We start from the raw sequence: 25,617 nt of genomic DNA on the forward strand, positions 1-25,617 counted from the left end.
AAAATCCGATTTCGCGACACCCGCAAGACTGTCGGCGAAACGTTGTCCTGCTTCATGAGGATGCTGACTGTGAAGACGGCAATCATCTTCGACTGTGAGTTTCTTTGCCTTGAGGGCTCCCAACGCAGATTTTGGTGCGCGGCCCACGACCCCGACCCCGTCATCGCACAGATTGGCGCGGTCAGGCTTGGACTTGAAGGTGACTTTCCCCTGCTCGGCACACACAAGGCCTATGTCAGACCGGTCGACCGGTTTGGTCAGAGATACGCCCTCGACCCGTTCTTCGCCAAACTGACCGGCATCACCGAGGAAGATCTGGAGACCGAAGGCGTGGCGCTAGGAGATGCGCTCGCCGACGTCGATCGCTTTTCCGACGGGTCGCGATTCTGGTCCTGGGGCAAGGACGAATTGAACATGATCGCCATCAGCTGCTATGTCGCGGGCATTCAGCCTCCGATCCCGGCCACCCGGTTTGACAATGCCGTCAAGCTGCTGATCGCGGCCGGAATGCCGATCGAGGATCTGGCGAGAACGCCGAGCAACAAGCTTGCGGATTACTACGGCGTCGAGCACCCGCCATTGCAGGGGCACGACGCGCTCGATGACGCACTTTCCGTGACCTATACCCTGCAGCACCTGATGAAGACCGGAAAGCTCCGCCCGGAAATCTTCGACCGCTTGTAGGTAGAGAAGCCTGGAGGGATGAAGCTTTGTGGGATTCCGGCGCCCCCGCGCTCAGATCACCGAATCCGTCCAGCTCACGATCTGCCCGGCGGCGTCGCCGAACGCCTTGTCGAGCGCGCTGACATAGGCAGGATTGCCGCTGCCCGAGACGGGTGCGGCTGCGGTGAAGCTCTTGGAGGCACGGACCTCGCCGTTGCGATCGTTCAGGATGCGCACGAACAGGTCGACCTCGGCATGCTCGCCGCCGTCGACACGCACCTCGAAGGACCGGATTTCGACGATCACCTGATAGTCGATCGCCAGGCCCTCGCCCGGCTTGCCGACGCCGGCAAAGCTGCCCGAGCGCTGGAACGTCTCGGCCAGCCGCGCCTGCACGATCAGCGGCAGCCGGTCGGCCCATTGCGCGCCCTTGAGATACTGGATCGAGCGATCCGACGGTTTGATGACGATGTTCTGGCTGTCCAGCGCCTTGAGCGCCGACGGCTGCGCGATCAGGATCTGCCGGCGGCTATGGCCCTGCGCGTCGACCGAAGGCGCTGACAGCTCGAACGTATCGAGCGGCGCGGGCTTGCCGCCCAACGCCGCGCAGCCGGCCAGCGTCAAGGCAAGCAGTGCCGCAGCCGAAGTCAACCCGCCCGTTTTCACCCACACAGACTTCACGCGCGATCCCCGTTGTCCCCGGATCGTAAGATCGACCCGTCTTCGCGGCTCATGTTTCTGGGGCGCGCCGTCGCCGAAGTCAACGCCGCGCCCTGCCATCGAATTGCCGAACCTCGCCGTCGCCACCCGAAAGGATGCGCTGCGGATTGCGGCTGAGATCGGTGACCGCCTCTTCGATGCGGCTGATCGAACGGCGGCTGTCCTGCACCAAAGCCTCGACATTCGAAAGCCCCTGTCCCGAGAAGCGCGCCAGATTGTCGGTGATGACGCCAAGGCGGGCATTCAGCGTGTCGGCAACCTGCTTGAACGACTTCAGCGTCGCCCTGGCATCCGCCATCACGCCGTCGGCCTGGCCCGACCCGAGCAAGGTATCGACCTTGGCAAGAATGCCATCGACGCGCACCGAGGCATCGTTGAGCCGTTGCGCGAGCTGCTTTGCATCCTTGATCGTCTGGTCGATGTCGTCGGCCCGGTTGGCGAACTTGTGGGTCACCTCCGCAATGTCGGCGGCGGCCTTGTCGGCGCTCTCGCTGGCCTTTTGGATGTTGGCGAGCGCCGAGCGCACTTGTGCGGGATCGATACCGTCGAGCACGTTGTCGACCTTGGCCAGCGTGCCTTGCGTCCGTTTGGCGAAATCGTTGACCGACCCCACGGCTGTATCGACGTTCTTGATCACGCCGTCGAGCTGCTTCGACGTCTCCTTGAGGTTACCGGTTACCGCGTCGACATTGGCGACGATGCTCTTGATCTTGTCCTTGTCGACGGCGTTGAGAAGGCCTTCGGCTGCTTTCAGCGTGCCGTCGAGTTTGCCGGAAACGCCTTTCAGCTCATCCGCCAGCGTGCTGGCGGCGGACAGGAACTTGTCGATCCCGTCCGAATTCTTGGCCAGCGCATCGGAGAAGGTCTGGACATTCTGGACGGTCTGCGTCAGCGGCCCGCGAACGTCCTTGGTGAAGCCTTCGAGCTCGGTCAGCACCTTGTCGGCGCGGGTGAAGATATTCTGCGCCGTCTGCAAGAGGTTGGTCACCGCCGACGGGTTGGCGACGATCTCGGCGACCTTACCTTCCTTTTCCGCCTGGTCGAGGAGTTTTACCTCCTTGGGATCGGCGCCCTTGAGTTCGATATTGGCCTGCCCGGTCAGACCGGCAAGCCCGATATCGGCTTGCGTCGATTTGGTGATCGGCGTCATGCGGTCGATCTCGGTATCGGCGATGGCAACCGTCGGATTGTCGACGTCGATATAGACGCGCTTGACGTCGCCGACCTTGACGCCGTTGAACAGCACGAAACTGCCGCGGCCAAGCCCGGACGCCGAGCCCGGAATGCGCACGCGCAGCAACGTCGTCTCGCCCTTGTCGCCGATCGCCGCCGTCCAGTAGACGAAGGCAAACGCCGCCAGGATCGCGGCCAGCGTGAAGATGCCGACAATGACGTAGTTGGCTCTGGTTTCCATTGTCTCACTTATGGCTATGCGCGCGCCGCAAGATCAAGTTGCCGGGCGCGTTTTCCGCGGAAATAGGACTTTACCCACGGTTCCTCGCTCTTCAGCATGTCGTCGATGGTGCCTTCGACCAGCACTTTCTTCTTGCCGAGCACGGCCACCCGGTCGCAAGCGGTGAACAGCGTGTCGAGATCATGCGTCACCATGTAGACGGTCAGATCCATCGTATCGCGCAGTTTGACCACCAGCTCGTCGAACTCCGCCGCGCTGATCGGATCGAGGCCCGATGTCGGCTCGTCGAGGAAGACGATGTCGGGATCGAGCGCCAGCGCGCGGGCCAGCGCGGCGCGCTTGATCATGCCGCCGGACAGTTCGGACGGGAATTTCTGCGCCGCATCGGGCGGCAGTCCGACCAGCTCGATCTTGAGCATCGCCAGTTCGTCCATCAGCTTTCGCGGCAGGTCGAGATATTCGCGCATCGGCACCTGGACGTTTTCCAGCACTGTCAGCGCCGAGAACAGCGCGCCGTGCTGGAACAGCACGCCAAGCCGCATGTCGATGCGCAGACGCTCGGCATCATCAGCTTTCTCGATATCGACGCCGAACAGCTTGATCGTACCCGACTGCTTGCGCGTCAGGCCGAGAATGGTGCGCAGCAGAACGGATTTGCCGGCACCCGAGGCGCCGACAAATCCAAGGATTTCGCCGCGCCTTATGTCGAGCGACAGTCTGTCGAGGATAAGCTTGTCGGCGAAGGACACGCTGATGTCGTGCGCGGATAGCACGATGTCGCCCTCGCCCGCGTCATCAGCCAATGCGCCTGCCCTTTTCCTGTTTCGCAGCTTCATCTCAGAACTCGATCGCTGCGTAGAACATGGCGAAAAGTCCGTCGAGGATGATGACGACGAAGATCGACTTCACAACCGAAGCGGTAACATGCTGGCCGAGCGATTCGGCGCTGCCGCCGACCTTCATGCCTTCGACCGAGGCAATCGTGCCGATGATCATGGCCATGAACGGCGCCTTGATCAGGCCGGCAAAGATGGTGCTGAGATCGATGGCGACGCGCAGGCGGTCGATGAAGGCGGCCGGCGGGATGTCGGAATAGAGCCAGGCAGCCAGTATGCCGCCGCCGAGCGCGGCGAAATTGGCGATAATGGTCAGGCACGGCAAGGCGATGACCAGCGCCACTAGGCGCGGAAAGACCAGGACACCGATGGGATTGAGCCCGATGACTTTCAGCGCGTCGACCTCCTCGCGCATCTTCATCGAGCCGATCTCGGCGGTGATCGCGCTGCCGGAGCGGCCGGCGATCATGATTGCCGTCATCAGCACGCCAAGCTCGCGCAGGATCAGCACGCCGACCAGATCGACGACGAAGATATCGGCGCCGAAATAGCTGAGCTGATAGGCGCCTTGCTGGGCAACGATGGCGCCGACGATCGCCGACATCAGCACCACCACCGGAATGGCGCCGACGCCCATGCGGTCGATCTGGTTGAAAATCGCCGCCGGGTTGACGGCATGGCCACGGCCGAGCTTCATCTGCGCGCCACGGATGGTGGCGCCGAGGATGTTCATCGAGGCGAGAAAATCGTCGCGCATCTCGTAGACCCGGCGGCCAACCGCCTCCAGCGCGCGAATGACGATGTTGGGCGGTCGCGCCGGGCCGGATTCGGGCTCGCGCCGCACGGCCTCGCCGACAGCTTCGAGCAGGATCGAAGCGATCTCGCTCTGGCCTTGCATCTGGATCTCGACGCCCTTCTTCTCGAAGGCGCTGACCAGCCGGTCGATCAGCCAGGCGCCGGCGGTGTCCATCTTCTCGATCTTGGAAACATCGAGCGCCAAGGTTTTGAAGCCGCTTCGCTTTTCGATCTTGCGCATGTCGGCGTCGATGACCGCGACGGTCCTTGTGGTCCAGATTCCGGAGAAAGCGCAGCCAAGAACGCCATCCTCCTCGCCGATCGCCACGCGCGGTTCGTGGTCAGCCTCCCCTGCGGTCGTGCCGCTTGCGTCGCGCTTGCCGATGGTCAACATGGCGTCCTGTTTAGCCTGACGGGTCTGACCTGTCGATTTGCCGACAACGCTTGTCGCATAGCAGGAGCAGAAAAATATGGCGCGTGTCATTTCGGTCGAGGCCGAGCGTTTTCCCATCGCCGGAACCTTCACCATTTCGCGCGGTTCCAAGACCGAAGCCGAGGTGATCTCCTGCACGATCGGCGACGGCGGCCACTTCGGCCGCGGCGAATGTGTCCCCTACAAGCGCTATGGCGAGACCATGGAGGGCGTGCGCGACGCGATCGAGGCCATGCGTGGCCGGATCGCCGGTGGCATCGGCCGGACCGCCTTGCTCGATGCGATGCCGGCCGGAGCCGCCCGCAACGCCATAGACTGCGCCCTGTGGGATCTGGAGGCAAAGCTCAGCGGAACCTCGGTAGCAGTCGCGATAGGTGCTCTTCCCTTGCAGGCGCTCGAAACCGCCTACACGCTGTCGCTGGGCGAGCCGGAGGCGATGGCGGCGCAGGCCCGCGCCAATGCCGCGCGGCCGCTGCTCAAGGTCAAGATCGGCGGCGACAACGACATTGCCCGCATCCGCGCGGTCAGGCAGGCAGCGCCAGACAGCCGCATCATCCTCGACGCCAATGAGGGCTGGAGCGACGACAACATCGTTGCGAACCTCGCCTTTGCCGCCGAACAAGGCATCGCGCTGATCGAGCAGCCGCTGCCGGCCGGTCGTGACGAGATCCTGCGCCATATCGCCCATCCCGTGCCGATCTGCGCCGATGAAAGCGTGCACGAGGCTGGGAATCTCGAAGCGCTTGTCGGTCTTTACGATGCCGTCAACATCAAGCTCGACAAGTCGGGCGGCCTGACAGCGGCACTGGTGCTGCGCGATCGCGCCCGCGAACTCGGTTTCGGCGTGATGGTCGGCTGCATGGTCGGCACGTCACTGGCGATGGCGCCAGCGGTGCTGCTTGCCCAGCATGCCGATTTCGTCGACCTCGACGGTCCGCTGCTGCTTGCCCGCGACCGGGTACCGGGCCTTATCTACCAGGGATCGCTGGTGTCACCGCCCGATGTGGCGCTGTGGGGCTGAGCGCGCAGCAAGCCCGATGAGCACCAGCCCGATCAAGGCGATCGGGATCATGGCAAAGAAGCCGTCCACGCCGAGACGGTCGTAGAGCGGGCCGGACGCCAGCGTCACCACCGCCATGAAGAAGCCGTTGGAGAAATAGGCAATGCCTTGCGCGGCACCTGTCCGCTCCTCGGAGACGGTTTCGCCGATCATCTTCTGTAGGCCGATCAGCCCAAGCGCCACCGAGACCGAGTGCAGCGACTGGACACCGAAGAAACCGGGAATGCCGAGGCCGAGCGGCCAGACCAGCGGAAAGGCGATCCAGCGCACGATGGAGCCGATCCCCGCCATCGCCATGATCGACACGACGGAGAACCGGTCAAAAAAGCGGGTGAACATCATGAACATGCAGACTTCCGACACCACACCCCAAGCCCATAAGAGACCGACAACCGAATCACTGATGCCGATCGATTTCCAATAGATGGAGACGAAACCGTAGAGGAATGCGTGGCTGGCGGTGATGACGCCGACGCCGACGGAAAAATACAGGAAATACGGGTTGAGAAGCTTCGGCGCCGAATGCTGGATGTCGGCGGCCGACAGCGGTGAGGCGCGCCGCGGACGGCCTAGACGCGGCGCCAGCAGCCCGGCGGCAAGGGCCGCGGCAAACGCCGCCAGAATGACAACCGGAACGGCCTGCGAACCGGTTGCCGACAGAATGAAGCCGCCGGCGACATTGGCGCAGAGATAGGAGATCGAGCCCCATTTGCGCATGCTTGTGTAGTTCGAACCGAAGCGGCGGACACCCGAAAGCGCCAGCGAATCGGCGATCGGCGAATGCGGCGTCCAGACAATGGTCAGCGCCAATGAGACCGCCAGCACCATCGCATAGGTCGGCGGCAGGAAATAGCCTGCCGACAAGAGCAGTGATGCAGCCATCAGCGCGACATAGACATCGGCGCGGTCCCTGGCACGGTCGGCCAGCGCGGTCAGTAACGGCGTCGTCACCACGCGCAGGAACATCGGCGCCGCCAGAATGACGGCGATCTGCTCGGCGTGAAAACCCTTGGCCTGCAGCCACAGGGGAAAATAAGGCAAATGCGTTCCGAGCGGCACGTACAGCGTCGCGAAGATCAGGCTCATGCGCAGTTCGAAATGGCGCGGCTTGACGAGTTGTTCGGGCGAGAGCTGCGGCAGGGCCATGAATCGATCCAATCGCGCTGTATTCGACCGGACGGCAACGCGTGTCGATCCCTTAACATGGACGAAAACCGGGCGAAACCGTTTGGACTAATCGATTGATTCCGAAGCCCGAAAAGACTTCGGACTATGCTGCCTGCCCTACCCGATCTTCGATGAGCAGCGGGATAAAGGGCTCGTCCAGCGACTCTGGCAGCACCTTCGCCCAGGTCAGAATTTCCATGCGGCCGTCAAAATGCTCGACCACCGCCGTGCAGCTTTCCACCCAGTCGCCGGTGTTGATGTACTGGACATCGCCGAAATTCTCGATGACGGCATGATGGATGTGGCCGCAGATGACGCCGTCGACATGCGAACGGCGCGCCTCGTCCGCAAGCATGGTCTGGAACGAGCCGATGAAGTTCACCGCCTTCTTGACGTTGTGCTTGGCCCAGGACGAAAACGACCAATACGGCAGGCCGAGCAGTTGCCGCAGCCGCGTCACCACGCGATTGACCAGCATGGCCGCGTCATAGGCGTGGTCGCCGAGATAGGCGAGCCAGCGCGCATTGTGGACGACGGTATCGAACTGGTCGCCGTGGATGACGAGCAGGCGTTTGCCGTCGGCGGTCTCGTGGATGGCGCGATCGGCAACGACGATGCCGCCGAAATGCACGCCCTGGAACTGGCGGGCGAACTCGTCATGGTTGCCGGCGATGTAGGTGATGCTGGCGCCCTTGCGCGCCTTGCGCAGCAGTTTCTGCACGACGTCATTGTGGCTTTGCGGCCAATGCCAGCTCCGCCGCAGCCGCCAACCGTCAACGATGTCACCCACCAGATAGATGATATCGGCATCGTGATATCGAAGGAAATCGATCAGGAACTCGGCCTTGGCCGCCTTCGAGCCCAGATGGACGTCGGAGATGAACATGCTGCGGAAAGTGCGGGGCTCTTGGCCGGACATCGCGATTTCACCGTTGCTTTCGCGAGCCTATGCCCCGATTCATGCAACAACCGTATGACGGTTGCGATTGGTCCAGCCGAAGGACTAGCTTGCCGGCCAAATCACAGGAGAAATCGTCATGGATCTTGGTATCCGCGGAAAGAAGGCCATCGTCTGCGCTTCGAGCAAGGGACTTGGGCGCGGTTGCGCCATGGCGCTGGCCGAGGCCGGCTGCGATGTCGTGGTCAACGGGCGCAACGCCGAACTGGTGGCGAAAACCGCCGCTGAGTTGCGCGAGCGCTATGGCGTCACGGTGACGGAAGTCGTCGGCGACGTCTCGAAGCCGGAGGTGCAGAAGGCGCTGCTCGCGGCTTGCCCCGAGCCGGACATCCTCGTCAACAACAATGGCGGCCCGCCGCTTCGCGATTTCCGCACGCTTGATCGCGAAAAGATCCTCGAAGGCGTCACCCAGAACATGGTGACGCCGATCGAGCTCGTGCAGGCCGTGCTGGACGGCATGGCGGCACGCGGCTTCGGCCGCATCGTCAACATCACCTCGCTGTCGGTCTATGTGCCCATCCCCGGCCTCGACCTGTCGTCCGGCGCGCGCGCCGGCCTGACCTCGTTCCTTGCCGGCGTGGCCAGAACGGTTGTCGACCGCAACGTGACCATCAACAGTCTTTTGCCGGGCAAGCTCGACACCGACCGGCTGCGCGGCCCGCATGAAGCCGGCAGTGTCGAAAGCCCTGAGGCCGCAGCCGCGCGCAAGACCCGCATCAGCGCCGACGTTCCGGCCAAGCGGCTCGGTACGCCGGAGGAATTCGGCCAGATCTGCGCCTTCCTGTGCTCGGTCCATGCCGGCTATCTGACCGGGCAGAACATACCGATCGATGGTGGTCTCTACGTCAGCGCATTCTGATCAACTTGTCCGTGAAACTGCAGGAATCGTCTGTCAGAAAATCAACATAAGCATCTGATTAATTGTGGCTTTCGACGCGCCGCCGGGTAAAGCTCTCGGCGCGTCAATTAGCGTCGCGAAAAACCACGGCTGCATGCTAAAAGGGAATCTCCAGCCAGATTTCGAGGGAGCGGCCGCATGGAAGGCGAGAGCAAAAAGACGGCACGTTCGGACCTCGACGAAGCCGCCCTCTACTTCCACAAGCACCCAAGGCCGGGAAAACTCGAGATCCAGGCGACCAAGCCGCTCGGCAATCAGCGCGACCTCGCGCTCGCCTATTCGCCTGGCGTCGCCGCCCCTTGCCTGGAAATCCGCGACGACCCGGCGACCGCCGCCGATTATACCGCGCGCGCCAATCTGGTCGGCGTCGTCACCAACGGATCGGCCGTTCTCGGCCTCGGCAATATCGGCCCGCTGGCCTCCAAACCGGTCATGGAAGGCAAGGCCGTCCTGTTCAAGAAGTTTGCCGGCATCGATGTCTTCGACATAGAGATCGACGCGCCCGGTATCGAGCGCATGGTCGAGACGATCTCGGCCCTGGAGCCGACCTTCGGCGGCATCAACCTCGAGGACATCAAGGCGCCGGAATGTTTCGAGGTCGAGGAGCAGTTGAAGGCCCGCATGGCCATACCGGTCTTTCACGACGACCAGCACGGCACCGCCATCATTGTCGCCGCCGCCGTGCTCAACGGGCTGGAATTCGCCGGAAAAACCATATCGGACATCAAGATCGTCACCTCCGGCGCCGGGGCTGCCGCCCTTGCCTGTCTCAACCTCCTGGTCTCGCTCGGCGCCAAAGTCGAAAACATCTGGGTCACCGACCGTTTCGGCGTTGCCTACAAGGGCCGCACTGATGAGATGGATCGCTGGAAAGACCCTTATGTAAAGGACACCGAGGCGCGCACGCTGGCCGACGTCATATCGGGCGCCGATGTCTTCCTCGGCTTGTCGGCGGCAGGCGTGCTGAAGCCGGAACTGCTTGAGCACATGGCGCCAAAACCGCTGATCCTGGCGCTGGCCAACCCCAATCCCGAGATCATGCCGGAAACGGCGCGTGCGGCGCGTCCCGATGCGATGATCTGCACAGGCAGGTCTGATTTTCCCAATCAGGTCAACAACGTACTTTGTTTTCCTTACATCTTTCGCGGCGCGCTCGACTGTGGTGCCAGCGCTATCAACGAGGAGATGAAGATGGCGGCGGTGCGGGCGATCGCAGCGCTAGCACGCGAAGAGCCATCCGACGTCGCGGCACGCGCCTATTCCGGCGAGACGCCGATCTTCGGCCCTGAATTCCTGATCCCTTCGCCCTTCGATCCGCGCCTGATCCTGCGCATAGCGCCCGCGGTCGCCAAGGCAGCCTGCGACACCGGCGTCGCGACGCGGCCGATCACCGACTTCGCCGCCTATATCGACAAGCTGAACCGCTTCGTCTTCCGCTCCGGCCTGGTGATGAAGCCGGTGTTCTCATCCGCCAAGGCGTCGAGCGCCAAGCGCGTCATCTATGCCGACGGCGAGGATGAGCGCGTGCTGCGCGCTGCCCAGGTGGTGCTCGAGGAAGGCATCGCCGAGCCGATCCTGATCGGTCGCCCGCACGTCATCGAGGTGCGCCTGAAGCGCTACGGCTTGCGCATCAAGCCTGGTGTCGATTTCGGCCTGATCAACCCGGAAGACGATCCGCGCTATCGCCATTATGTCGACCTTTTGATCGAACTCGCCGGCCGGCGTGGCGTCACGACGGAAGCCGCGCGCACCATGGTCCGCACCGACAACACGGTGATCGCAGCACTTGCGCTGAAACGCGGCGATGCCGACGCCATGGTCTGTGGGCTAGAAGGGCGCTTCGAGCGGCACCTGCGCAACGTCACCTTGATCATCGGCCCCCGCGCCGGCATCAAGGACCACGACCTGTCGACGCTTTCCATGCTGATCTCGCAGCGCGGCATCATCTTCCTGACCGACACCCACGTCTCCGTCGACCCGACGGCGGAAGAAATCGCCGAAATGACCGTGCTGGCGGCGGAAGAAATCCAGCGCTTCGGCATCGAGCCTAAGGCAGCGCTCTTGTCGCATTCCGATTTCGGCTCGCGCGATTCGCCCAGTGCCCTGAAGATGCGGCAAGCAGCGGCGATCCTGGCGCGCATCGCGCCTGACCTTGAATGCGATGGCGAGATGCATGCGGACACTGCTCTGTCGGAGCACCTGCGCCAGCGCGTGTATCCCCATTCGAGGCTGAAGGGCGAAGCCAATTTGCTGGTGTTCCCCAACCTCGATTCGGCCAACATCACGCTGACGGCGCTCAGAACCATGACGGATGCGCTACACGTCGGGCCGATCCTGCTCGGCACCGACATGCCGGCGCATATATTGACCCCGTCGGTCACCTCGCGCGGCGTCGTCAACATGACGGCGCTTGCCGTGGTCGAAGCCGCCCACAAGGCACAGGCGGTCGTCAATCTGGGCTGAACGCGGATTTCGCGGTAAACTGCAGTTAACCGCGAACACGGTAGCCTTGCGGGGCTAACAGTCGGGATTTGGCAGGCGGAGTTTGGGCGGATGGCAAGCGGAGGGAAGAAGCAGGCGCATGCTGCCGTGCTGCTTGGCCTCCTGTTGTCCGCAACCTGGGGGGTGGCCGAGCCACAGGCTGCTTCGCGGGTCTGCCGCCAGCTGGAAGCCGATCTTGCCGCGTCCTCGCGCGGCGGCGGTGGCGGTCCGGCGCTGATCCGGAAATACGATTCCGCAATTGCCAGGCAGCATGAGCAGATTTCGAAGGCTCGCAGCCAAGCGAGCCGGGCCGGGTGCGGTTTTTCGCTGTTTGGCCGCAACCTCAATCAATGCGCCGGGCTCAACGCCACGATCGACCGCATGAATGCCAATCTCGACGCCTTGCAGAACAAGCGCGAGCGGCTGGCCAGCGGCGGCTCTCGCCGCGACCGCGGACGCATCCTGGCGGCGCTTGACGCCAATGGCTGCCGCGACGACATCGTAGCGCCTCGGCGGACGCCTTTGCAGGAAGCCAACCGCGACGGCGGCAGCGCAAACCTGTTCGATCAGCTTTTCGGCGGCAACAGCCAGCAGCTCGATACGCCAGATCCACCTGACCAGCTTGACGATCCTGGCGAGGAGCGCAGCGTCCGCCGGGTGCTCAACCAGCCCGGCATACCCGATTTTCCGAGCGTCGGCGGTGAGTTCCACACCTCCTGTGTGCGCACCTGCGACGGCTACTTCTTCCCGATGTCGAACTCAGCCTCGGCTGGCGATTTCGAACGTGACCAGAAGAATTGCGAATCGAGCTGCCCCGGCACCGAAATGCAGGTTTTCTACTCGCGCGGCATGGGCGAGGATTCGGCCTCGATGACGTCATCTGTCACCGGCCGGCCCTACAGCGAATTGCCGACCGCCTATCTCTACAAGCAGCCATCGCGGCCGCCGGCTTGCGGCTGCAACGCCGCCGCGCAGGGTTTTCAGATCATCGCCGGCAACCCGCCGAATCCGGAACAATTGCAACCCGAGACGGACTCCGCACCGTTCATTCCGGTGCCGATCTCCAAACCGGATCCAGGTGCCGATCCCGAAACGCTGGCCAATCAGGAAGGCGGGCTCGACCGCGAGACGATCAAGCGGGTTTCCGCCAAGCCGGTGACGTCGCCGATATCAGCCTTGCCGCCGGAACAGCGGAAGGTCAGGGTCGTCGGGCCAACGTTCCTTCCCGACCCATCAGCGGCAATAGATCTGCAAGCTCCGGCCCCGAAGGCAGTCCGGTAAGGGCTGTCCTGAGCGGCATGAACAACGCCTTGCCCTTGCGGCCGGTCGCTTCCCTGATGTTGCCCGTCCAGTCCTTCCAGATCGTCGCGGTCCAAGGTTCCTCCGGCAGCAGATCGAAGGCCTGTCGAAGGAAATCGCGGTCGTCATCGGAAAATTCCGGCTTCTCCTGCGGTCCTTCGCGCAGGATACGCCACCAGTTGACCGCATCGGCCAGCCGGTCGAGATTGCCGCGCACCGCCAGCCAGAACGGTTCGGCCTGCTCGCCGGAGACGCCAAGCACGATCAGCCGGTCCTGTGCCTCGGCGAACGGCATGTGGTGCAGCAGCGACCGGTTGAGCACGAACAGCTCGTCCGGATCGAACTTGGCGGCGGATTTCGATGTCGCCGCCGGATCGAAGCGTTCGGCGAGTTCGCCCATCGTCGGCACCGCCGCGACATTCTCCGAAGTGCCGACCAGCACGGCCAATGATGCGACGGCCATCGGCTCGATGCCGTCCTCGCGCAGGCTCTCGATGGAGAGTGCGCCGGTGCGCTTCGACAAGCCCTCGCCCGATGCGGTGGTCAGGAGATTATGGTGGCCGAACACTGGCGGCTCGGCAGCCAGCGCCTGGAACAGGGCGATCTGCACGCCGGTGTTGGTGACGTGGTCGTCGCCGCGGATGATATGGCTGACGCCCATCTCGATGTCGTCGACGACAGAAGGCAGCGTGTAGAGATAGGTGCCGTCTTCGCGTATCAGGACCGGATCGGAAAGCGAAGCGAGATCGACGGTTTCCTCGCCGCGCACCAGGTCGTTCCAGTGGATTTCGGTGCGTTCCGGCTGTTGTGAATCGCCTGAGAAATTGGGGAGGAGAAACCGCCAGTGCGGCCGGCGGCCATCGGCCTGGTACTCGTCGATCTGCTCTTGCGTCAGCGTCAGCGCCTCGCGGCCATAGACCGGCGGCAGGCCGCGCGTGCGGCGCACCTTGCGCCTGAGATCGAGTTCCTCCGGCGTTTCGTAGCAGGCATAGAGAACGCCTGCCGTCTTCAGCCTCTCGACCGCCGCGTCATAGACTTCGAAGCGCCGCGACTGGTACTCGGTGGCGTCGGGAAAAATGCCCAGCCAATGCAGGTCGTAGAGGATGGCGTCGGAAAACTCCTGCTTCGAGCGCGCAATGTCGGTGTCGTCGAAGCGCTGTATGAAGCGACCCTTGTTGTTCATGGCGAACAGCCAGTTGAACAGAGCCGTGCGCGCATTGCCGATATGGATGCGGCCGGTCGGCGAAGGGGCGAAACGAACGGTAACTGTCATGAGCGGGGCGTACCGGATGCTTTTACGATTGACAAGACGCGCCCCCGCGCTGCCCGGCAGACATAGAACATGGCGGCTGGAATGAAAAGACCGGGCGGTGGACGCCTCAGGAGGCGCGCAGTCCGGAGACGGCCTTTGTAACCGAGCGCTGCCAGCCGCTGGGGCCGACGACCGGTTGAAGGCGATCAGCGGCCGAAATCATCGGAACTGAGGCGGGTCCAGCGGTCGCCCACCAATCCACCGATAAAGATGTCGCCGGAGCGGACCGCTTCCGTGACCTCGGCGATCCGCGAGCGGACCATCGTTCCCCCGGCATAGCGGAAGAAGACATTCTTGTAGCCAAAGAGCTGGGGGATGAATTTGGTCTGCGTCTGTCCGGTGATGCCGACGCAGCCCATCTCCCATGCGGCGGCGACAAGCGCATCCAGTGTCGCGCCCCAGTGCGATCCGAATGCCTGGATTTGCAACAGGTTCGCCATGTCGCCGGCTTGACCGTAGAAGGCATAACAACCGAGCATTTTGCCCGTTTCGTCGTAGGTCCCACCGAAATGAAGGGGGCCGTCGGCCCGCTTCTCGGCCGCCAGCGCAAGCAGCCGTGGCAATTCCCCATCCTTCCAACTTGGCCGAAGGGCGTAACCAGACAGGAGGGTCGGCAGCTTCTCGGCAAATTGCACGGCATCGATCGGCTCACGGTGGGTGCGATGCGACGATGAATGCTGGACGGGGAGCTCGAACCTTCTTTTCGCAAGAGCATCGAATGCTCGCGCAAAGGGGTCGAGTATGAGGTGAGGTAGGCCAGGCCATTTACGGTGCAGTGCGGCGGCGGCCATTCCCGCCGGCCGGAAAACATATGTCCATCCCAGACAATGCACCGGCAGGAGTTGATACTTCATCGGGCGCGCGAAGGCCAAGGATGTCCGGTTGGCTGAATCGGTCAGCTGCAGATCGAATTCGCCTTGATGCAAGGCACGCAGCAATTGCGGTCCGGCCGAGCCGTCATCGGTGCCGGGGTCGGCCATGAGCGGCCCGATGATCGCCGCATTCAATGGCGCTCCATTGATCTCGTAGCGGGCTTTCAGAACGCCGAGGAATCCACCCAGACGACCCTGCCGGTTGATCTGGACAAGAGCGTTGCTTTCACCGGAGTGGCCGGCAGGGTCGAGATAAATCTCTCTCATATACGCGGCCGTCTCGGCGATTGCGCGATCGAGGAGGTGACGCCGCCGCCGGCGAAACTTCATCAGGAAGAGTGCGGCGACGCGCTCGAGATCTTCGGCAGCGAGCGGACGAACCGAGCCATGCTGAGATTCCAGCACTGACGGCGCAGCCAACTTTTCCTCGGCATTCGCAGAAAGATGCATCGTGAAGAACGTCCGTAGGTTGCTCTCCATCGGATATATATCAACCATTGGTAGAAACAACGTATCTCGGTCGGTATGATGAACAGAGGTCTCAAGACTTACTATCCGGACAGGACTTCACAGGCAAATCAAGTCGGCCAGCATCACGGCGCTGATCGGCGGGTTGGCCGCGGCCCTGCGATCGCATGCCCTGCTCCAGCCCGCTGGGCTGACCGTGCCGGACAGAGGCGGCCTCCGGCCGAAGCGGGAGGCCGCCTCAATTCAGCTCACAAGTCCCTTGGTCAGTTCCAACGCCTGGCGCTCGAACAGGCGGCGGTAGATGCCGCCTTTCAGCCGGATCAGTTCGTCATGCGAGCCCTCCTCGACGATGTTGCCGCGATCGAAGACCAGCAGCCGGTCCAGTGCCCTCACCGTCGAAAGCCGGTGCGCGATGACCAGTGTCGTGCGGCCGACCATCAGCCGCTCCATCGCCTGCTGGATCAGCACCTCCGATTCCGAATCGAGGCTCGATGTCGCCTCATCGAGGATCAGAATGCGCGCATCGGCAAGGAAAGCGCGCGCGATCGCCACGCGCTGCCGCTCGCCGCCCGACAGTTTCACGCCGCGTTCGCCGACCAGCGTACCGTAGCCCTTCGGCAGGTTGGTGATGAAATCGTGCGCACTCGCCAGCTTCGCGGCATGCTCGATCTCCTCCTGCGTCGCACTCGGCCTGGCATAGGCGATGTTTTCGGCCAGCGACCGGTGGAACAGGATCGGCTCCTGCTGAACGATGGCGATCTGCCCGCGCAGCGAGGCTTGCGCCACCTGCGAGATGTCCTGGCCGTCGACCAGGATTTGCCCCGCATTCACGTCATAGAGCCGCTGGATAAGCTTGACGAAGGTGGTCTTGCCCGACCCCGAATGGCCGACCAGCCCGACGCGCTCACCCGGCGCGATATCGACCGAAAAGTCGCGGTAAAGCGCCGATCGGTGATGGCCATAGTGAAAGGTGACGTTGTCAAAGCTGATCCGTCCTTCGGTGATCCGGATCGGCTCGGCACCTGGCCGGTCCTCGATGCCGAGCGGTTCGGACTGGAAATCGACCAGCTCTTCCATATCGTTGATGGAGCGCTGCAGATTGCGGATATGCGTGCCGATATCCCTGAGATAGCCCTGCAGCACGAAAAGCGAGGTCAGCACGAAGGCAACGTCGCCGGCGCTCGCCTGCCCCCACGACCACAGCATCAGCGCCAGGCCAATCACCGCGGCGCGCATGACCAGCAGCAGCACCCCTTGCGTGGTGCCGTTGATGGTGCCGCGCACCCAGGTGCGCCGTGTGCGCGCACGCCATTTGGCGACGACCTTGGCGAGGCGGCGTTCTTCGCGCTCCTCAGCGCCAAAGCCCTTGACCACGGCATTGCAGCTGACCGCGTCGGCCAGAGAGCCGCCGAGGCGGGTATCCCAGGTGTTGGCGAGCCTTGCCGCCGGCGCGACATAACCAAGTGACAGCAGCGCCGTCACCGTGATGAACAGCACCGAACCGGCAGCAACGACCGCACCCATCAAAGGCCAGAACCAGCCGAGCAGCAACGTCGAGCCGACCAGCATGACGATCGACGGCAGCAACGCGATGAGGATGGTGTCGTTGAGCAGGTCGAGCGCCCACATGCCGCGCGTCACCTTGCGCACGGTCGAGCCGGCAAAGCTGTTGGCATGCCAGTCGGTGGAAAAGCGCTGGACGCGATGGAAAGCATCGGCGGCGATGTCGGCCATCATCTTCAACGTCAGCTCGACGATCCCCATGAACGCCAGGTTGCGCAACACAACGCCGGCCAGCGCGAGCGCCATCAGCATCGAGAACGCCATCAGCGCGGCATTCCAGGCAATCGCGTCGGCGCCAGCGCTGCTGGCGACGGCGTCGACCAGCCGGCCGGAATAGAGCGGCGTCAGCACATCGGCCAGCGTCGACAGCAGGAAGCTGCCCATGATGAGCGAGAGCCGCCACGGCTGGCGCCGCCAATGGGTAAGCGTGAAGCCAAGAACGCTGCGAAAGGCGCTCGCGCGCAAATCGATCTTAAAACGAGCCATGATGTCATTCGGGCACAAACGAGCCCGATCCCAGTAGGTCGAAAATTGAAGAAGCCGCGCAAGGGGCCAATGAGTGCCCGGAAAGCGGAGTGGCATATTTGGCGTCTCGCCCATAATCGGGCGGCGACCGGCATCGGCATAAGCCTGTGCTCGATCCGGCATCAGCACGAAGGGCAAACCTTCGCTGAGCGCCGGATGAGACCTAGGCTTCGCGGCCTCGCATTACCATGTGAAATACTGCCATTCGGACCTCCCGCAAGACAATTGCGGAGGGGTCCTTATAGAGACGCTCCGATAAATGGCCAAGACGGGCTGACGCCAAAAGCGTATCTGGTCCAACCACTGCGATTATTTTGCAACAATGGCGGGCAAGCCGCGCCTCATTCAGGAACGCGATCGAAGCGCATGTAGCGGCCATCGGTTGATGGCTTGAACCCGAGCTTTTCATACATGCCATGGGCATCGCTGGTCGACAGGCTCCAATGGAAAACGGTCCTGACCTCCGGATGGTCGATCAGGGCCTGAACAAGCCGGCTTCCTATGCCTTGCCCGCGATTCTCCGGCCAGACGATGATATCGGCGAGATAGGCGAACACCGTGCGATCGGTGATCGCGCGCCCGAAGCCGACTTGCCTGCCATCGACATAGGCGCCGACGCAAAGCGAATTGGCAAAGGCGCGGCGATGGACTTCGTCACTGCGTCCGGCGCCCCAATAGCTTGCCATCAACAGGTCCGATGTCGCACGGAAATCGATCCGTGACATGTCGAAGCTGATTTCACAATCGGGCATGGCTGTCTCCGGCCGAACCGCCGCGCGCTTTCGGTACTTAGCTGCGATCCCTGAAACGATTGGTGATGGGATAGCGGCGGTCGCGGCCAAAATTCTTTTTGGTGATCTTCACGCCCGGCGCCGCCTGCCGTCGCTTGTATTCTGCGATGTAGAGCAGGTGCTCGATGCGCGTCACTGTCGCCCGGTCATGGCCGCGCGCGACGATGTCGTCGACGCCCATCTCGTTCTCAACCAGGCATTCGAGGATATCGTCCAGCACCGGATAGGGCGGCAGCGAATCCTGGTCGGTCTGGTTCTCGCGCAATTCCGCCGATGGCGCCTTGTCGATGATGTTTTTCGGGATCACCTCGCCCGAGGGACCAAGCGCGCCCGGCGGCACGTGGCTGTTGCGCCAGCGCGACAGCGCGTAGACCTGCATCTTGTAAAGATCCTTGATCGGATTGAAGCCGCCATTCATGTCGCCATAGAGCGTGGCGTAGCCAACCGACATCTCGCTCTTGTTGCCCGTGGTGACGACCATCGAGCCGAACTTGTTGGAGATCGCCATCAGGATGGTGCCGCGCGCACGGCTCTGCAGATTCTCTTCGGTGATGCCTTCCTTGGTGCCTTCGAACATCTGCGTCAGCGCGTGCAGAAACCCTTCGACCGGCTCGAAGATCGGCACGACGTCGTAGCGGCAGCCGAGCGCCCGGGCGCAATCCTCGGCATCCTTCAGCGAGTCCTTCGAGGTATAACGATAGGGCATCATGACGGCGCGCAGGCGTTCCTCGCCGAGCGCATCGACGGCGAGCGCCGCGCAGATCGCCGAATCGATGCCGCCGGACAGACCAAGCACCACATTCTTGAAGCCGTTCTTGTTTACGTAGTCGCGCAGACCCAACATGCAGGCGCGATAGTCGGCCTCCTCCCGGTCCGGGATTTTCGACATCGGCCCTTCGGAACAGACCCAGTGATCGCCCTGGCGTTTCCATGTAGTGACGTCGACCGCTTCCTCGAACTGGCTCATCTGGAAGGCAAGCGTCTTGTCGGCGCCAATGGCAAACGACGCGCCGTCGAAGATCAGCTCATCCTGGCCGCCAAGCTGGTTGGCATAGATCATCGGCAGCCCGCATTCGATGACCTGGCGGATGACGACCTGGTGGCGGACATCGATCTTGGCCCGGTAATAGGGCGAGCCGTTCGGCACCAACAGGATTTCCGCGCCGCTTTCGGCCAGCGACTCGCAGATATCGACATCGCCCCAGATGTCCTCGCAGATCGGAACTCCGATGCGCACGCCGCGGAAATTGACCGGCCCCTGGATCTCGGGTCCGGCCTGGAACACGCGCTTCTCGTCGAACTCGCCGTAGTTCGGCAGATCGAGCTTGTAACGCTCGGCGATGATCTTGCCGCCATCGGCGAAGACGATCGAATTGTGCGTGCCGCTCTTGCGCTTCAACGGCGTGCCGATGATGACGCCGGGACCTCCATCCGCGGTGTCGGCGACAAAATCCTGTGCCGCCTTTTCGCAGGCTTTCAAAAAGGCCGGCTTCAGCACCAGATCCTCCGGCGGGTAGCCGGCGAGGAAAAGCTCGGTATAGAGCACGAGATCGGCGCCTTGACGCGCGGCATCCGCCCTCGCCTCGCGGGCCTTGGCGAGATTGCCTGATATGTCGCCGACAGTCGGATTGAGCTGGGCGACGGCTATGCGCAGGATGTCGAGCTTCTTGGTCATGCCTGCTGACTTAGCGCGGCAAAATTGCCCGGGCAATGGCGTTCGTTTGGACCAATTCGGACCGATTGACATACGTCAACCGTGTACGGACCGATCAACGTACTTCAATCGTGGCGATACGACCAGGTATCAGTCGTCGCCCATATATTCGCGCAGCGCTTGCGGCGAATGGTTCTCGCCGATCGACATCGCCAGGATGCGTGAAATATGCCGGCGCGGCAGATGCGTCTCCGCTGCCCATTGGTTGATTTGCCTCTGGATCTTGTCCAGGTCCTTCTTCGAAGTCGGGCTTTCGGCGATGTCTAGGCCGGCGTCGCGCAACGCCGCGGCCATATCGCTCGAGATGACGAACGCATCCCAACCCAGCCAGCGCAGGAAATACTGGCCCGTATTGCCGCCCAGCCGGCTGCCATGCTTGCCGAGCCAGGCCATCAGCCCGACCTGGTCGTCAGCCGGCCAGTTGGCGAGGAATTGGCCGAAACCGCCATATTCCTTCGACACGCGCTCGACGAAGGCAGCGTTGTTGCGCACGGATCTGATCTTCTGCGGGTTGCGCACGATGCGCTGGTCGGCCGTCAGATCGTGCCAGAAATCATCGGGCTGGAACAACAGCCGCTTCGGCTCGAAGCGCAGAAACGCCTCCTCGAAGCCCGGCCATTTCTGCTCGATGACTACCGATGAGTCAATTAAACATGATCTTGCGCCACGATGTACGCTGTTGGGACGGGCCGCAGGACGCCTTCTCAGCTAGGCTCTGCGGCGCTTGGAAAGAGCCCGCAACAGGACCACTTCGTTCATGATCCCGCTTCGCACAACCCCGACGATTTCCTCAGCGAGGTCTTCCCTCTGTTCCTTATCGATGCGGCAGCGGGATTTAGTGTCACCTATCTCGCCACGACAGAATCAAACTTGAATTTATAGAGCGGACTCACCATCGAGGACTCCTCCAGCAGATTGGAGTCCGCAAGCCCGCTGACATCCGACGGGTAAAAATGCCCCGAGAAAACAATTGTTTGGCCGACCTCTAAACCCAACAGAGTTTGATACAAGCTCGAGTCAGCGGTTATGAAACTTCCGTCCTCAGGCTTGGTTCTTTCCGACGACCCAAGTGTTTCTGCGGTCTGGTTTAGAATTCCGCTCACCATCGAATCCGGATTATCCAATAGGCCTCCCGAACCAATTCTAATTTCGTCGCCGATCTCAACGGAAAGAGACGCCCAACGGCCACTCACCCGATCAACTTTGGACACCTTCCCTACCCAGTTCGAGACTGAACCGTCTTTGCTGAACGCTTCGAGCTTTTTACCCCTCTCCTGTACAAGCGTGGATTTCAGCAGGTCGTTTTCTGACCCCTTGTATCTCTGCCGAAATTCGCCGTTGATTGCTAAAAACCTCGCTTCTTGATCAGGCATGACCGGATCAGATTGAACGTTCTGAACCGGATTAGGCTGGGCACCTGCGGCGTCGGTTCCATTGCTGTAGCCGGCGCTGGCGGCAGTCTGGGTCCCAACCGCAAATTTCGTCGAGTTACCATTGAGGTTGATGGCAAGGTGCAGCAAATACAGCCCCCCAACTCCAACCACGAACCTGACCAGAAATTTCGTGCCAAATTTGCCCTCGGTCGCCCGAGCATCCGCAGTGTTCGAATTCGAAGGAAACATCAAAGCCGACACGGCCTTCTCGAACTGCTTCTTGGTCAGAGTTTTGTCCGACAGCAACCCGTACAGCTTGTCGATTTCCTCGGCTATCCTGAGATGCTTGCCGCTGACGAGCTGCGACTTGGCACTCTCGTATCCTTTTGCGGAGATAACCCCCCTCTCCCGGAGAGACGAAAGACGAATTAATTCATCGGCAATTTCTGCGCTCATTCCCAATCACCCCAAACCCGTACGTCGCCACCTAACTCAATAGCCAATGGTGGTCGGATTTTCAACGAGAATTCCGTAACTTACTACGTCTTTCTAGGCGTTTCACCGGATGTTGTTCGGTTCACGGTTTGAAACTGGCAGCGCAATGCTGCCCTATGTCAGCGACCAAAAACTTCGGCACGATTCTGAGAGAACTCCGCAACTTGCGAGAGCTTACGCAAGAGGAGTTGGCGCTCCGGACGGAGAGGTCAGTAGACGCCGTCTCCCAGTGGGAAAGAGGTTTGTACTGGCCAAATTTCGAAACCCTTGTGCGCCTCGGCAAGGCTCTGGATGTCCCCGTGAGAGTTTTCTTTCAGGACGGCGATCTGGCTCAATCTGAGCAACGTGCCATGCTGGAGATTCAGGCCAGCGTGATACTCTCAGGGCTTACCGACAGCGATTTGAAGGTCGCAGTGGAGCAGCTAACGGCGTTGGCAAAAAGAACCAAATCGGCCTCTTAAGCAGAAATCCCCGAGTCCCGCTTTTGGCAGCTAAACTTCCCGCACCCTCCAATGATCAGCCTTTGACTTTCGTTTCCCGCCTTGGTCGCACCGAGTGACAGCTAAGTGCTTAACGCCGGGCGACCCGTAGCCCAGTTCTGTCCAATGCACTCCGCCGTCTTTTGTCTGGAGGGCGGGAGGACAGGAGGACTCATCCAGTTTGGTCGGCCGTTTTGGCGAGGCTAGGACGAAGAAAAGCCTGAGCGGGTCCGGAAAACCGTTGTTGTACTCCACCAGCGCAGTCAGCCTAGTCAGCTTGCTTTTAACCTGCCTATTCCCCCAGTGCTGCCCCGCCTTCGCCTCGACGATAATCAGGGTCCGTCCGTAGGCGACTAAGAGATCAAAATCCTCCTGTGTGCCCTTAACCTGACCCGACCCATTTGGGTATGGAGGGAAAGGTTCTTCAGATTTCAATGTGGTCGATAAGGCACCGAACAACCAATCAACATGATAGTCGATTGCCCACCATGCGTTCTCCGGGACCCTGACGTCCGCTTCCGGTCCAAAAATCGCATCAAGCTTGGCCCGGAACACTTGCGAGAGTGGCTGAAGCCCAACCGCCTCCCTTAGGAGCCAATATCGCTCTTTTCGGTTGAATCGGTCGAGGGCGGACACAAGTACTGACATTCAAGACTCCACTTAAGGAAAGGAATAACCCACCGTCGAGTTCCAAACTACATCAAGATGCCCCAAGGCTGAATGCATATTCGTTGAACAGCTTGGCGCATGTCAGTTCGTTATTGTCTAGCTTCGATTCTATAAAGCCTGTCTGAACCAATGCCCGAACATCATGGGTAACAATCCTCATGTCCTCCCTCGAAAGTCCCTTCACCGTGCCATAATAGGTTTTCCTTTTGGAGTTGTCGGGGTGTTCCGGGTTATCGGTGGGCTTCAACAATTGCATGTTCAGAGGGATATAGCCGAACCCGAGGATAACCACGGTTCTAGCCCTGCGAACGGCAGTGTGGATTGCTTGAATCTCGCTGGATTCTCTGTCCACACCTTCTGTGTAGGTCTTGATGTTTCCAGCTAAAGACAAAAGAGCGGAGCCGGGCATATCTGCGCCGAAATCTGCAAACGCTACCCCGCCCATCCAAGGCAAGTTCCCGACTGTTCCATAGGGATGGTAAATCGACATCGATTTGACCACGTCTGCCGCTTCTTCTGGCGAAACTCCGTAGTAGGTTTGGATGGCATGATACATAAAGTGCTCAAAACACCGATCATAGTTGAAAGTGATCACGTCGAGATTCGTCAGCCTTCTCTGGAATTCGTCAAAGTCTGACTCAAAGAGCAGGCTGGCGAACCGGTTATACCAAGAGTCGCTCAGACTTCCGAAATTAAACGGATATCCCGAACTGTCTGTTTTCAGGGCCATCCTGCTATTGCCTTCTGCGGCCAAGATGCAGCGTACGATTCCGAGTTTCCCGCAAAGCTCAAAGAACTCTGATTTGCGATGTGAGTGAAGGTAGTTATCTATCGAGCGGGCTAAAGGTAGCGCAGCACTTATCCGTTCGCAGGCTTTTAGCAATTCGGAGCGGTCATTGCCGGTCGCATAAAGGGCTTCGTTGATCGCCCCGTCCGCAACTCCACGTTCGATTAGCTGTAGCGGCGAGTCGCTGTAAACTAGTAAGGCGTTCGAGATGTCCCGTTTCAATGCGTCGCCTAGCGGCAAGCCAACCTCGTAGCTGGCCCCTGCCCCAAGGATCAAAAGCGTTCTGTCGGCGAACATCGCTGAACCTTCGGTGTCAACTGGGTTCTACATTTGGCAATGAACTTTCGATAAAGCTACACCGAAACAGTATACTCCTCATCGTCTCTCACCTTAGTCAAAAGGGCGACGGCTTCCTTTGAATATCGCCTAAAACATCCGTTGCCGGACGGAACAGCATAGTGATACTGGTTGTCACTCGAACAGATATCAATCCCCTTCTCATCTCGTATTCTCTCAATCAGCTTGCGAGGCCTGTGCCATCTACCATATCCGAGTTGTTTCCCAACTGCCGTTAGAGTGAATGGGTGGCTCGCATTTGGGCTGTCGGACTTGGCGATACCCAATAATTTTGGAAGCTCATCATCTGAATCAGCAACAGATTGAAGTTGATCGTAGTTTATTTCCAATCCACCTTTAGGTATATCGGTACGCAGTAGCTTGAAAAAACGAGCTGAAATAGCTCGAAGCAATTTTGGATTTACCCACTTGAGAGGGCTTTGCTCAGACAGTCTCGTAAAGAGCCAGTCAAACTTGTCTGTTACAATAGCCCGAACACGAAGTTGCGAATCTTCCGATCCAATGACGTACTCCTCCCGGAAATCAGTTAAGGTGGCAGCATCTGGCCGCCACTCTACATAGAATATATTTTCTATTAATTTATCCGGTCCTCCTAGTATTTCACCTATATCTTGTATTATTTCAGTAACATTTGGGTCTCCTAGTCCATAACCAAATATAAAAACAGGATGCTCAGCAAGATATGTTAGAAGTTTTGCAGAAATATACTTCTTCTTTGTTCTGTAATTCTTATAGTCTTCACCCGTAATAACCAACGATGCCGGATCTTCCATCGAACCGTGAATTTTGAATATCTCGCCAATGAGATTCATGTCCCGGCGAATGACCTTCTCTCCCACTACAGCTTCATAGTCGCCGAATATGCTCTCAAGAAAACTGTCGTAGTTCGTTGTTATGATTGCGTGAGGGTTGGTTTTCCGAAGGAGCTTTATCTCTTCGGCGAATTCTAACGTCTCGATCTCAGTTGCCGCCGGGCTGGCTCCAGAAATTTGTTGGGCTACGATATGTTTTAGGAACAACGACCTATCGGAGTTTTCCTCGAAATACTCGCCCGGAAAGCTGTTTTTGCCCGTTGTCCAAGCCCATTCGAACGCCTTTTCTTCGAGGATCGTTCCTATCTCAATGGTGCTTTGGTTTGTTTTTTGCCGCAAATATTGGAAGTCGGGGTCTGACATACCGATGTAATTGGCCACGTCTTTCAGGAGTTCCATCCATGTCGGCGCATTGAAATATCGCTTTGACACACCTGTTCCGATGAAGAAAATTGGTTGGCATTCCAAATCTTCGAGCGTTTCCTTGATTAGCGAGGACGTTCGCTCTTGGTAACGCTCGTACGGTGACTGCGGCATCATCTCCCCTTCCGGTTCTAGCAGGACCGTGTCTTTAGGCCCTGCTCCAGTGGGACCAACCGTAAGCACCGCTACCCGTCCCACACAAGTCGGTTTGACATTTTAGGAATCTTATCCTATGACTTCTTAGAGGCTATTG

General features: G+C 60.4%; 21 protein-coding genes and 1 pseudogene. 6 read left to right on the forward strand and 16 right to left on the reverse strand.

The annotated features are described in order from the left end of the window. Window positions 1-69: 69 nt before the first annotated feature. Window positions 70-684 (forward strand): 3'-5' exonuclease, encoded by a 615-nt coding sequence (locus NKH52_RS20725; RefSeq protein WP_352732953.1) that lies wholly within the window; start codon window positions 70-72, stop codon window positions 682-684. 51 nt (window positions 685-735) lie between these two features. On the opposite strand, the gene NKH52_RS20730 is transcribed toward NKH52_RS20725, so the two are convergent. From NKH52_RS20730 to NKH52_RS20745, 4 genes are all read right to left on the reverse strand, one after another. Beyond that, entirely contained in the window at window positions 736-1,344 is a 609-nt protein-coding gene (locus tag NKH52_RS20730) for an ABC-type transport auxiliary lipoprotein family protein (protein WP_502908075.1), read from the reverse strand. Window positions 1,345-1,423: 79 nt separating this feature from the next. Beyond that, a complete protein-coding gene (locus NKH52_RS20735; RefSeq protein ID WP_013531883.1) occupies window positions 1,424-2,797 on the reverse strand; it encodes an MlaD family protein in 1,374 nt (457 codons plus the stop codon). Window positions 2,798-2,811: 14 nt separating this feature from the next. Then, complete coding sequence (locus NKH52_RS20740; protein WP_013531884.1) at window positions 2,812-3,633, reverse strand: ABC transporter ATP-binding protein; 822 nt, start codon at window positions 3,631-3,633, stop codon at window positions 2,812-2,814. A gap of 1 nt (window position 3,634) precedes the next feature. Beyond that, window positions 3,635-4,822 carry an MlaE family ABC transporter permease gene (locus tag NKH52_RS20745; protein WP_352732958.1) on the reverse strand — a complete coding sequence of 396 codons (1,188 nt, stop codon included), beginning with the start codon at window positions 4,820-4,822 and terminating at the stop codon, window positions 3,635-3,637. 76 nt (window positions 4,823-4,898) lie between these two features. On the opposite strand from NKH52_RS20745, the gene dgcA reads away from it, so the two are divergent. After that, a complete protein-coding gene (gene dgcA, locus NKH52_RS20750) occupies window positions 4,899-5,882 on the forward strand; it encodes an N-acetyl-D-Glu racemase DgcA (protein WP_352732960.1) in 984 nt (327 codons plus the stop codon). Here dgcA and NKH52_RS20755 read toward each other — a convergent pair. Beyond that, on the reverse strand, window positions 5,853-7,067 hold the full coding sequence (locus NKH52_RS20755) for an MFS transporter (protein ID WP_352732961.1): 1,215 nt from the start codon (window positions 7,065-7,067) through the stop codon (window positions 5,853-5,855). The two genes, dgcA and NKH52_RS20755, sit on opposite strands and share 30 nt — an antisense overlap. Before the next feature lie 124 nt (window positions 7,068-7,191). After that, the gene (locus NKH52_RS20760; RefSeq protein WP_352732963.1) at window positions 7,192-8,007 is read right to left on the reverse strand and encodes a UDP-2,3-diacylglucosamine diphosphatase; all 816 of its coding nucleotides are present in this window, start codon (window positions 8,005-8,007) and stop codon (window positions 7,192-7,194) included. 118 nt (window positions 8,008-8,125) lie between these two features. On the opposite strand from NKH52_RS20760, the gene NKH52_RS20765 reads away from it, so the two are divergent. The 3 genes from NKH52_RS20765 (at window position 8,126) to NKH52_RS20775 (ending at window position 12,706) form a co-directional block, all read left to right on the forward strand. Further along, a complete protein-coding gene (locus NKH52_RS20765) occupies window positions 8,126-8,905 on the forward strand; it encodes an SDR family oxidoreductase (protein ID WP_352732966.1) in 780 nt (259 codons plus the stop codon). Window positions 8,906-9,082: 177 nt separating this feature from the next. Next, on the forward strand, window positions 9,083-11,407 hold the full coding sequence (locus tag NKH52_RS20770) for an NADP-dependent malic enzyme (RefSeq protein ID WP_352552978.1): 2,325 nt from the start codon (window positions 9,083-9,085) through the stop codon (window positions 11,405-11,407). Window positions 11,408-11,497: 90 nt separating this feature from the next. After that, the gene (locus NKH52_RS20775) at window positions 11,498-12,706 is read left to right on the forward strand and encodes a DUF2865 domain-containing protein (RefSeq protein WP_352732969.1); all 1,209 of its coding nucleotides are present in this window, start codon (window positions 11,498-11,500) and stop codon (window positions 12,704-12,706) included. Here NKH52_RS20775 and gltX read toward each other — a convergent pair. From gltX to NKH52_RS20810, 7 genes and pseudogenes are all read right to left on the reverse strand, one after another. Continuing rightward, on the reverse strand, window positions 12,624-13,997 hold the full coding sequence (gltX, locus tag NKH52_RS20780) for a glutamate--tRNA ligase (RefSeq protein WP_352732972.1): 1,374 nt from the start codon (window positions 13,995-13,997) through the stop codon (window positions 12,624-12,626). The two genes, NKH52_RS20775 and gltX, sit on opposite strands and share 83 nt — an antisense overlap. Window positions 13,998-14,182: 185 nt before the next feature. Beyond that, window positions 14,183-15,388, reverse strand: a complete 1,206-nt coding sequence (locus tag NKH52_RS20785; protein ID WP_352732974.1) for a hypothetical protein — start codon at window positions 15,386-15,388, stop codon at window positions 14,183-14,185. Between the two features lie 231 nt (window positions 15,389-15,619). Then, the gene (locus NKH52_RS20790) at window positions 15,620-17,425 is read right to left on the reverse strand and encodes an ABC transporter ATP-binding protein (RefSeq protein WP_352732977.1); all 1,806 of its coding nucleotides are present in this window, start codon (window positions 17,423-17,425) and stop codon (window positions 15,620-15,622) included. 380 nt (window positions 17,426-17,805) lie between these two features. Further along, window positions 17,806-18,216 (reverse strand): GNAT family N-acetyltransferase, encoded by a 411-nt coding sequence (locus tag NKH52_RS20795; RefSeq protein ID WP_352732979.1) that lies wholly within the window; start codon window positions 18,214-18,216, stop codon window positions 17,806-17,808. A 37-nt stretch (window positions 18,217-18,253) separates the two neighbouring features. Next, on the reverse strand, window positions 18,254-19,930 hold the full coding sequence (locus NKH52_RS20800) for an NAD+ synthase (protein WP_352732982.1): 1,677 nt from the start codon (window positions 19,928-19,930) through the stop codon (window positions 18,254-18,256). Window positions 19,931-20,059: 129 nt separating this feature from the next. Next, a pseudogene (locus NKH52_RS20805) lies at window positions 20,060-20,602 on the reverse strand (DNA-3-methyladenine glycosylase I); the annotation flags it as partial. Window positions 20,603-20,814: 212 nt separating this feature from the next. Further along, window positions 20,815-21,798, reverse strand: coding sequence for a hypothetical protein (locus NKH52_RS20810; protein WP_352732985.1), 984 nt, complete (start codon window positions 21,796-21,798; stop codon window positions 20,815-20,817). Window positions 21,799-21,953: 155 nt separating this feature from the next. On the opposite strand from NKH52_RS20810, the gene NKH52_RS20815 reads away from it, so the two are divergent. Continuing rightward, window positions 21,954-22,298, forward strand: a complete 345-nt coding sequence (locus NKH52_RS20815) for a helix-turn-helix domain-containing protein (RefSeq protein WP_352605389.1) — start codon at window positions 21,954-21,956, stop codon at window positions 22,296-22,298. A gap of 30 nt (window positions 22,299-22,328) precedes the next feature. Here NKH52_RS20815 and NKH52_RS20820 read toward each other — a convergent pair whose 3' ends face one another. From NKH52_RS20820 to NKH52_RS20830, 3 genes are read right to left on the reverse strand one after another with little or no spacing between them, the layout of a single operon-like run. Then, on the reverse strand, window positions 22,329-22,964 hold the full coding sequence (locus tag NKH52_RS20820) for a hypothetical protein (RefSeq protein ID WP_352605387.1): 636 nt from the start codon (window positions 22,962-22,964) through the stop codon (window positions 22,329-22,331). Window positions 22,965-23,016: 52 nt separating this feature from the next. Then, window positions 23,017-24,069, reverse strand: coding sequence for a hypothetical protein (locus NKH52_RS20825; protein ID WP_352732989.1), 1,053 nt, complete (start codon window positions 24,067-24,069; stop codon window positions 23,017-23,019). Between the two features lie 56 nt (window positions 24,070-24,125). Further along, entirely contained in the window at window positions 24,126-25,481 is a 1,356-nt protein-coding gene (locus NKH52_RS20830; protein WP_352732990.1) for an SIR2 family protein, read from the reverse strand. Window positions 25,482-25,617: the final 136 nt, after the last annotated feature.

The sequence above is a fragment of the Mesorhizobium sp. M1066 genome (assembly GCF_040318635.1).
Classification (GTDB): domain Bacteria; phylum Pseudomonadota; class Alphaproteobacteria; order Rhizobiales; family Rhizobiaceae; genus Mesorhizobium.

Coding starts and splice junctions, on each gene's coding strand:
- NKH52_RS20820 (WP_352605387.1), bottom strand. CDS start 22,964: ATGTCAGTACTTGTGTCCGCCCTCGACCGATTCAACCGAAAAGAGCGA.
- NKH52_RS20790 (WP_352732977.1), bottom strand. CDS start 17,425: ATGGCTCGTTTTAAGATCGATTTGCGCGCGAGCGCCTTTCGCAGCGTT.
- NKH52_RS20745 (WP_352732958.1), bottom strand. CDS start 4,822: ATGTTGACCATCGGCAAGCGCGACGCAAGCGGCACGACCGCAGGGGAG.
- NKH52_RS20775 (WP_352732969.1), top strand. CDS start 11,498: ATGGCAAGCGGAGGGAAGAAGCAGGCGCATGCTGCCGTGCTGCTTGGC.
- NKH52_RS20735 (WP_013531883.1), bottom strand. CDS start 2,797: ATGGAAACCAGAGCCAACTACGTCATTGTCGGCATCTTCACGCTGGCC.
- NKH52_RS20785 (WP_352732974.1), bottom strand. CDS start 15,388: ATGGAGAGCAACCTACGGACGTTCTTCACGATGCATCTTTCTGCGAAT.
- NKH52_RS20740 (WP_013531884.1), bottom strand. CDS start 3,633: ATGAAGCTGCGAAACAGGAAAAGGGCAGGCGCATTGGCTGATGACGCG.
- NKH52_RS20760 (WP_352732963.1), bottom strand. CDS start 8,007: ATGTCCGGCCAAGAGCCCCGCACTTTCCGCAGCATGTTCATCTCCGAC.
- NKH52_RS20815 (WP_352605389.1), top strand. CDS start 21,954: ATGTCAGCGACCAAAAACTTCGGCACGATTCTGAGAGAACTCCGCAAC.
- NKH52_RS20765 (WP_352732966.1), top strand. CDS start 8,126: ATGGATCTTGGTATCCGCGGAAAGAAGGCCATCGTCTGCGCTTCGAGC.
- NKH52_RS20810 (WP_352732985.1), bottom strand. CDS start 21,798: ATGAGCGCAGAAATTGCCGATGAATTAATTCGTCTTTCGTCTCTCCGG.
- NKH52_RS20795 (WP_352732979.1), bottom strand. CDS start 18,216: ATGCCCGATTGTGAAATCAGCTTCGACATGTCACGGATCGATTTCCGT.
- gltX (WP_352732972.1), bottom strand. CDS start 13,997: ATGACAGTTACCGTTCGTTTCGCCCCTTCGCCGACCGGCCGCATCCAT.
- NKH52_RS20755 (WP_352732961.1), bottom strand. CDS start 7,067: ATGGCCCTGCCGCAGCTCTCGCCCGAACAACTCGTCAAGCCGCGCCAT.
- NKH52_RS20830 (WP_352732990.1), bottom strand. CDS start 25,481: ATGATGCCGCAGTCACCGTACGAGCGTTACCAAGAGCGAACGTCCTCG.
- NKH52_RS20800 (WP_352732982.1), bottom strand. CDS start 19,930: ATGACCAAGAAGCTCGACATCCTGCGCATAGCCGTCGCCCAGCTCAAT.
- NKH52_RS20770 (WP_352552978.1), top strand. CDS start 9,083: ATGGAAGGCGAGAGCAAAAAGACGGCACGTTCGGACCTCGACGAAGCC.
- NKH52_RS20825 (WP_352732989.1), bottom strand. CDS start 24,069: ATGTTCGCCGACAGAACGCTTTTGATCCTTGGGGCAGGGGCCAGCTAC.
- dgcA (WP_352732960.1), top strand. CDS start 4,899: ATGGCGCGTGTCATTTCGGTCGAGGCCGAGCGTTTTCCCATCGCCGGA.